Raw genomic sequence first — 7,064 nt, forward strand, 5'->3', positions numbered from 1 at the left:
ATGATGCGGCCGTTCGCAAAACACAAGCTGTCGTGTGCGGTTATTTGAACGCGCGGCGGATCTGATCGGCCAGATCGACCTTCTCCCAGGAGAAGCCGCCGTCCTTTTCCGGCGCGCGGCCGAAATGGCCATAGGCCGCGGTGCGGCGGTAGATTGGCCGATTGAGCTTCAGCGCGCGACGGATGTTGGTCGGCCGCAGCGGGAACAATTCCGCCAGCACCTTCTCCAGCTTGGCCTCGTCGACCTTGCCGGTGCCGTGGGTGTCGACCAGAAGCGACATCGGATCGGCGACGCCGATCGCATAGGCCACCTGGATGGTGCACATGTCGGCAAGGCCTGCAGCGACGACATTCTTGGCCAGATAGCGCGCGGCATAGGCGGCGGAACGGTCGACCTTGGTCGGGTCCTTGCCAGAGAAGGCGCCGCCGCCGTTCGGCGCATAGCCGCCATAGGTATCGACCACGATTTTCCGGCCGGTCAGGCCGCAATCGCCGTCGGGGCCGCCGACCACGAAATTGCCGGTCGGGTTGACCAGGAAGTCGGAGTCCTTTTTCGGCATCCAGCCTTTCGGCAGCGCCGACGCCACCGCATCGCCAATCATGTCGCGGACCATTGCGGGAGTGTATTTCTTGCCGTTCTTGTTGTGCGCGTTGTGCTGGGTCGAGACCACGACCTTGGTGCAGCCGACCGCCTTGCCGTCTTCGTATCGGACGGTCACCTGGCTTTTCGAATCCGGCTGCAGATCGGGCAGCTTCTTCGAGTGGCGCAGGTCCGACAGCACTTTCAGGATCTTGTGCGAGAAATAAATCGGCGCCGGCATGAACGAGTTCTTCTCATAGACCTCGCTCTCGGTGCAGGCGAAGCCGACCATCATGCCTTGGTCGCCGGCGCCTTCCTGTTCCTCGCCGCGCTTCTTCTTGGCGTCGACGCCCATGGCGATGTCGGGCGACTGGCCGTGCAGCAGCACTTCAACGTCGGCGCCATGATAGGAGAAGCCGTCCTGATCGTAGCCGATATCCTTGACGACCCCGCGCGCGATTTCGGTGATCAGCTCGCGGTTGACGACCGATTTGCCGTTATAGTTCTTGAAGAACGGAGCCTGCCCGCGGCCTTCGCCCGCGACCACGATCTTGTTGGTGGCGGTCAGCACCTCGCAGCCGAGGCGGGTATTCACGAGGCTGTCGTCGGCGATCCCGAGCTTGACGTCGTTCTCGAGAAAGGCATCGAGGATCGCATCGGAAATCTGGTCGGAGACCTTGTCCGGATGTCCTTCGGAGACGGACTCGCTGGTGAACAGATGGCTCTTGCGCGGCACTGGTTGCTACTCCCCCTGGGGACGAGACGGACCGTTCGTCGGTTGTGGAAAGCAGTTCAATGCAGCCTTGTCACCGCGCGGTCAAGATGTGGGCTGGATGGGCGCAACCCTTGGGCCGGGGATGGGCTCAGTCTTCCTCGGCTGCAATCTGCTCGACGAGATCGACGATGCGGCGCCGCAGCTTGGGGGTCTTGATGCGCATGAAGGCGCGGGTCAGCGCCAGACCATCCGATGTCGCCAGAAAGTCGGAGACATAGGAGGGAGATGCCGCCTCGCCGAACCCTGATTGCGAATTCGAATTATTCGGCGCGCCTTCGAAAAAGAAAGACACCGGCACTTCGAGGATATTGGCAATCTGCTGCAGCCGGCTGGCGCCGATCCGGTTGGTGCCCTTTTCGTATTTCTGAACCTGCTGGAAGGTGAGGCCAAGCGAGTCGCCGAGCTTCTCCTGGCTCATGCCGAGCATCATGCGCCGCATGCGTACGCGCGCTCCGACATGCTTGTCGGTCGGGTTCGGGGACTTTTTGACCATTCCAATCTCCGCAGCGTGAGGCTCGATGGTCTCAGGCGCTTCTATATCCGCGATTGCTTTGCGCATGTTCCCGTCACATGGTCAAACGATTTTGCAACACCATTGTCGCAATTGAAGCGAACGCTCTTCAAGGCAGCACGCTCGCGCGAATTTTGCGCGTTAACCACGGTCGCGCAAGGGGCAATTCACCGCGCTTGAGGCAAAAGCATCGCTTCAGCAAATATTGCGTTTGGCAATAAAACTGCCCGGACCACTTTCTGGAACTGGTCTACACGGACGGTTTTGACCGATAACGCATCACTATGAGCAGAAACAGTGCGACAGCCAGCCCTGCGGTCCCGTCGCCGAGCCGCGCGTAGACCGTGCGTTCCGTCGGCTGAGGCAGCCGTGCATCGAGCACGCCTTCAGCGCCGAGCGGCAGCTCTGCAATAATCCGCCCGAACGGATCGACAACCGCAGAGATGCCGTTATTGGCGGCGCGCACCAGCGGCAATCCTTCCTCGATGGCGCGAATTCTCGCCTGCTGAAAATGCTGATACGGCCCGGAACTGATCCCGAACCATGCATCGTTCGTGACGTTGAGCAGCCATCCCGGCCGCTCTCCGGAGGGCACGACAGCGCCCGGAAACACGATCTCATAACAGATCAGCGGCAGCACGCGCGGCGCATTGGGAACGTCGTAGCTGCGCCGCCGGCCGCCCGCCAGAAATCCTCCCGGTAATTTGGTGAGCTGCATCAAGCCCAGCTGCTCCAGCGCATTCTGAAACGGGAGGTATTCCCCGAAGGGAACGAGATGCACCTTGTCGTAGACCGACAATACGGTGCCGGTGTCGTCGATCATGTAAATGGAGTTATAGGCCCGCAGGCGCTGGTCGGGAGAGGCGTCGGCCGCGCGCGCCGCTCCGGTGATGAGCACGGTGCCGGGCGGCAGCAGATCAGCGATCTGCGCCATGGCATTGCCCTCGCGCGTCAGAAAGAAAGGGAAGGCGGATTCCGGCCAGATCAGGTGCGTCACATCGCCCAGGCCCGCGCCTTGCGCGCCGCCCGGCCCCTCGGACAGCGACAGATAGTGAGCCATGATCTTGTGCCGCGCGGCGTAATTGAATTTCTGGTCCTGAGGCAAATTCGGCTGCATGATACGCAGACGGACATTGTCGACGAAGCGCTCCGGATTTTGCGACAACCGCCATGCGCCAAAGCCCGCCATCGCCACCAGCGCCAATGCGGCGAGTGCAACAGGAATGGCGCGCCGCGGTGTGTCCGATGAATCGTCGGCCAGCGTTGCGGGACTGGCAAAGATTGCAACCGACAGAAATGTGAGACCCCACAAGCCCAGAACCGACGCAGTCTGCGCCAGCACAAGCGTTCCGGTGAGTGCGTAGCCGTAGCTGTTCCAAGGAAAGCCGCTCAGAATGTGCCCACGCAGCCATTCCGCGATTGTCAGCGCGACCGCGAGCGCGATCACGCGCAACGCGCCGCGCGGCCAGATTGTCCGGGCCAGTCCAAAGCCCGCCGCCGTGAACAGCGCCAGTGCCGCCGGCAACGCCGTCACGGCAAACGGCAGCAGCCAGCCGAATGTCTGCGCATCGACCAGAAAGGCGTGACCGATCCAGTAAAGTCCGGCCAGAAAATATCCGAAGCCGAAGAACCATCCGGCGATCGCGGCGGCAGGTGCGCCGCCAAGCCGTCCGGCCGCCGAACCATCGATCAGCCACACCGCAACCGGAAAGGTCAGGAACAGGATCGGCCAGAGATCGAACGGCGGCAACGCCAGCACCGACACTGCGCCGGCCGCAAAAGCGATCAGCGCGCGGCGCCAGCCCCAGGACAGAACCACGGCATGCGCGACTTGCGTGAGGCTCACGGCTGCTGCGGACCCCTGCCGGGGCCATCGTTGCGCGCCGCCGATACACCCGGTGCGACGGGCTTGGGCTGGCTCGGCGCCGGCAGGGCTACTGCCTGGGCAGGGCTCGGTTGTGCGGGCGCCGGCAATTCGCGCGCGCCGCGCCGGCTCTTGCCGCTGTGGATCCGGACCTTTTTGACCCGGCGCGGGTCGGCATCCAGCACTTCGAACTCAAATCCGCTGGGGCCCGGCACCAGCTCTCCGCGCACCGGGACGCGGCCGACCTGCGACACCAGATAGCCTGCGAGCGTATCGACCTCGTTCAACGCTTCGCCGACGTCGAAGCCCTTGCCGACCGCTTCGATCACGTCTTCAAGGCTTGCGCGCGCATCCGCGACGAAAGAGCCGTCTGATTGTCTGAGAATGCCGGGCGCCTCCTCCTCATCGTGTTCGTCCTCGATGTCGCCGACGATCAGTTCGACCAGGTCTTCGATGGAGACAATGCCGTCGGTGCCGCCATACTCGTCGACCACCAGGGCGAGGTGGATGCGGGTCGCCTGCATCTTCGCCAGCAGATCGATGGCCGGCATTGAGGGCGGCACGAACAGCATCGTGCGGATAATCTTGGTTTTCGACAGCGGCATCGTCAGATCGACGGCGCTAAGGTCGAGCATGCCCGTGACGGGCTTCTCCGCATCCTTGGCCGCGGCCGCTTCGGCCACAGGTTTGTTGGCTGCGCCCTCCGGCAACTTCTTTCTCCGTCGCGGCCTTGCCTTGGGGGCGGTTGAGGCGCGCGCGGTGATGAAAGCGATCAGGTCACGGATATGGACCATGCCAACCGGATCGTCGAGCGTGTCGTTGAAGGCGACAAGGCGCGAATGGCCGGCCTTCTCGAACACCTTCACCAGCTCGCCAAGCGCGATATCCTGCTGGACCGCGACAATGTGCGCGCGCGGCACCATCACGTCGTCGATCCGCCGTTCGCGCAGCCCAAGAATGTTCTTGAGCATCGTGCCTTCTTCGGGCGAAAAGCCGAGTTCGCTCGGCGGGCTTTCCTCCAGCACTTCCTTCAGATCGGCGCGCGTGGACCCGGAACGCCAGCCGAACACGGTCCGCAGCCAGCGCGAGAAAACGCCGTCGCCGCCATCGCGCGATTTCGCGGCGCGCGTGGTGGCGGGAAGATTGCTGGTACTCTGTGGGTCGGTCGAAGACGCTGACCGTTCGGTGTCGGGCATGGCTGTGCTGTCAGTCCCCGGAGGGCTTGTCCGCGTAGGGGTCGGCGATGCCGAGGCCGGAAAGGATCCGGATCTCCAGATTTTCCATGCGGGCGGCCTCTGCGTCGGTCTCGTGATCGAATCCGACCAGGTGAAGATAGCCATGGACGGCCAGATGCGCGAGATGGTCCGCAAAGGCCTTGTTTTCAGACGCAGATTCGGCTGCGACCGTCTCATGGGCGATGGCGATATCGCCGAGATGGAAGCTCCCCGCAGCAGCCGCAGATTTATGGGCCGGGAAGGAGAGGACGTTGGTCGGCTTGTCGATACCACGCCACTGCGCATTCATGGCCCGGATCGTCGCGTCGTCGGTCAGCATGACGGCGACGGTTCCCGGCCGGCCTGCCGTGCGGGCCGCGGCCTCGATCGCACGACGGACGACTTCGGGCGCATCGGCGGACCAGAGCGGGGATGCGGCATCGACATCGACATCGGCCGCCGCGGTTTCGGTGGCAGCGCGGGGGCGTTGCTCTGCGATGGCGTTCATGACGTTCCGTCCGGGCGCTTCGCAGGCCCGGCCTTGTCATAGGCCGCCACGATCCTGGCCACGAGTTCGTGGCGGATTACGTCCTCGTTCTTGAAGGCGACATGGCCGATGCCCTCGACCTCCTTCAGAAGCCGCGTCGCTTCAGCGAGACCGGAGACCTGCCCCGGCGGCAGATCGACCTGGCTTGGATCGCCGGTCACGATCATGCGGCTGTTCTCGCCGAGCCGGGTCAGGAACATCTTCATCTGCATCGATGTGGTGTTCTGCGCCTCGTCGAGGATCACCGCGGCGTTGTGAAGCGTGCGTCCGCGCATGAAGGCGAGCGGCGCGATCTCGATCTCGCCCGATTGCAGCGCGCGCTCCACAATGCGCATGTCCATCAGATCGAACAGCGCGTCGTAGATCGGGCGCAGATAGGGATCGACCTTCTCGCGCATGTCGCCCGGCAGGAAGCCCAGGCGTTCGCCCGCCTCGACCGCGGGGCGCGACAGGATGATGCGATCGACTTCCTTGCGTTCGAAAAGCGACACCGCATGGGCGACCGCAAGCCAGGTCTTGCCGGTCCCGGCGGGGCCGGTGCCGAACACCAATGCATTGCGCTTCAGCGCACGGATATAGCTGTCCTGCCCGGCGGTGCGGGCGCGCACGGTACGCTTGCGCAGCGCGATATCGGCGAAATTGGTTCGCGCGGCGGCCTGATCGTTGTCGAACAGCGAGCCCTGGGCCACCGCATGCCGGATGGCGCCTTCGACATCGCCTTGCGCAACCTCGCCCCCATTCTTGAGCTGATCGTAAAGCGTCTCGAGAACGCGGCGCGCCTGATCGCAGGCTTCGCGGGTGCCTTCGATGGTGACGTGGTTGCCGCGCGAATCGGCCACCACATCGAGTTTGCGTTCGATCAGCGCCAGATTCTGTCCGTATTGTCCGAACAGCGCCGATGCGAGCTTGTTGTCGTCGAAGGCGAGCATGGTCTGGATCGCGGTATCGCTGCCATTCCTGGAAGCGAGCGGGGCGCTTTGACCTGGCTTGTAATTGCGCAAAGGCGTCAGGCCTCCAAAGCCGTAAGGTCGGCGTGCTGCGGCGCAGGTCGCGCCGGCCCGGGGATCGTGCCGAACAGGCTGTGCGGTCCGGTATCCTCGATCCGCACGGCGGCGATCGTGCCGATCAGGCCGGCATCGGCCGCGACCTGCACCGGCTGCAGATAGGGCGACTTGCCGGCGATCTGGCCGGGATGGCGGCCCGGCTTCTCGAACAGCACGTCGAGCGTTCGCCCGACGCAGGCGCGGTTGAATGCCGCTGCCTGCTTGTCGATCAGCGCCTGCAGCGCCTGCAGCCGTTCGCTCTTGACGTCTTCCGGAATCTGGTCCTGCATGTCGGCGGCCGGCGTGCCCGGGCGCGGCGAATATTTGAACGAGAACGATCCGGAGAAACCGACCGCCTCGATCAGCGCCAGGGTGTCGTCGAAGTCGCGGTCGGTTTCGCCGGGGAAGCCTACGATGAAGTCCGAGGTGAAGGCCAGCGCGGGCTGCGCCTTGCGCAGCCGTTCGATGACGCGCAGATAATCGTCGCGGGTATGCTTGCGGTTCATCGCATCGAGAATGCGGTCGGAGCCC

7 protein-coding genes are annotated in these 7,064 nt (G+C 63.9%); all 7 read right to left on the reverse strand.

The window, feature by feature from the left end; translation table 11 throughout:
* Window positions 1-40 precede the first annotated feature (40 nt).
* Complete coding sequence (gene metK, locus ACK41X_RS11495; protein WP_409722944.1) at window positions 41-1,315, reverse strand: methionine adenosyltransferase; 1,275 nt, start codon at window positions 1,313-1,315, stop codon at window positions 41-43.
* Window positions 1,316-1,442: 127 nt separating this feature from the next.
* Window positions 1,443-1,847 (reverse strand): helix-turn-helix domain-containing protein, encoded by a 405-nt coding sequence (locus ACK41X_RS11500; RefSeq protein ID WP_409722947.1) that lies wholly within the window; start codon window positions 1,845-1,847, stop codon window positions 1,443-1,445.
* Between the two features lie 268 nt (window positions 1,848-2,115).
* On the reverse strand, window positions 2,116-3,711 hold the full coding sequence (gene lnt, locus ACK41X_RS11505) for an apolipoprotein N-acyltransferase (protein WP_409722949.1): 1,596 nt from the start codon (window positions 3,709-3,711) through the stop codon (window positions 2,116-2,118).
* Window positions 3,708-4,925 carry a transporter associated domain-containing protein gene (locus tag ACK41X_RS11510; protein WP_409722952.1) on the reverse strand — a complete coding sequence of 406 codons (1,218 nt, stop codon included), beginning with the start codon at window positions 4,923-4,925 and terminating at the stop codon, window positions 3,708-3,710. Before ACK41X_RS11510 ends, lnt begins: the two co-directional genes overlap by 4 nt.
* 10 nt (window positions 4,926-4,935) lie before the next feature.
* A complete protein-coding gene (ybeY, locus tag ACK41X_RS11515; RefSeq protein ID WP_409722955.1) occupies window positions 4,936-5,451 on the reverse strand; it encodes an rRNA maturation RNase YbeY in 516 nt (171 codons plus the stop codon).
* Window positions 5,448-6,419 (reverse strand): PhoH family protein, encoded by a 972-nt coding sequence (locus ACK41X_RS11520; protein WP_409722957.1) that lies wholly within the window; start codon window positions 6,417-6,419, stop codon window positions 5,448-5,450. Before ACK41X_RS11520 ends, ybeY begins: the two co-directional genes overlap by 4 nt.
* Window positions 6,420-6,496: 77 nt before the next feature.
* The coding region (locus ACK41X_RS11525; RefSeq protein WP_409722960.1) for a radical SAM protein at window positions 6,497-7,064 on the reverse strand (568 nt) is incomplete at its 5' end.

Origin of the sequence: Pseudorhodoplanes sp. (assembly GCF_046289595.1) — a bacterium.
Taxonomy (GTDB): domain Bacteria; phylum Pseudomonadota; class Alphaproteobacteria; order Rhizobiales; family Xanthobacteraceae; genus Pseudorhodoplanes.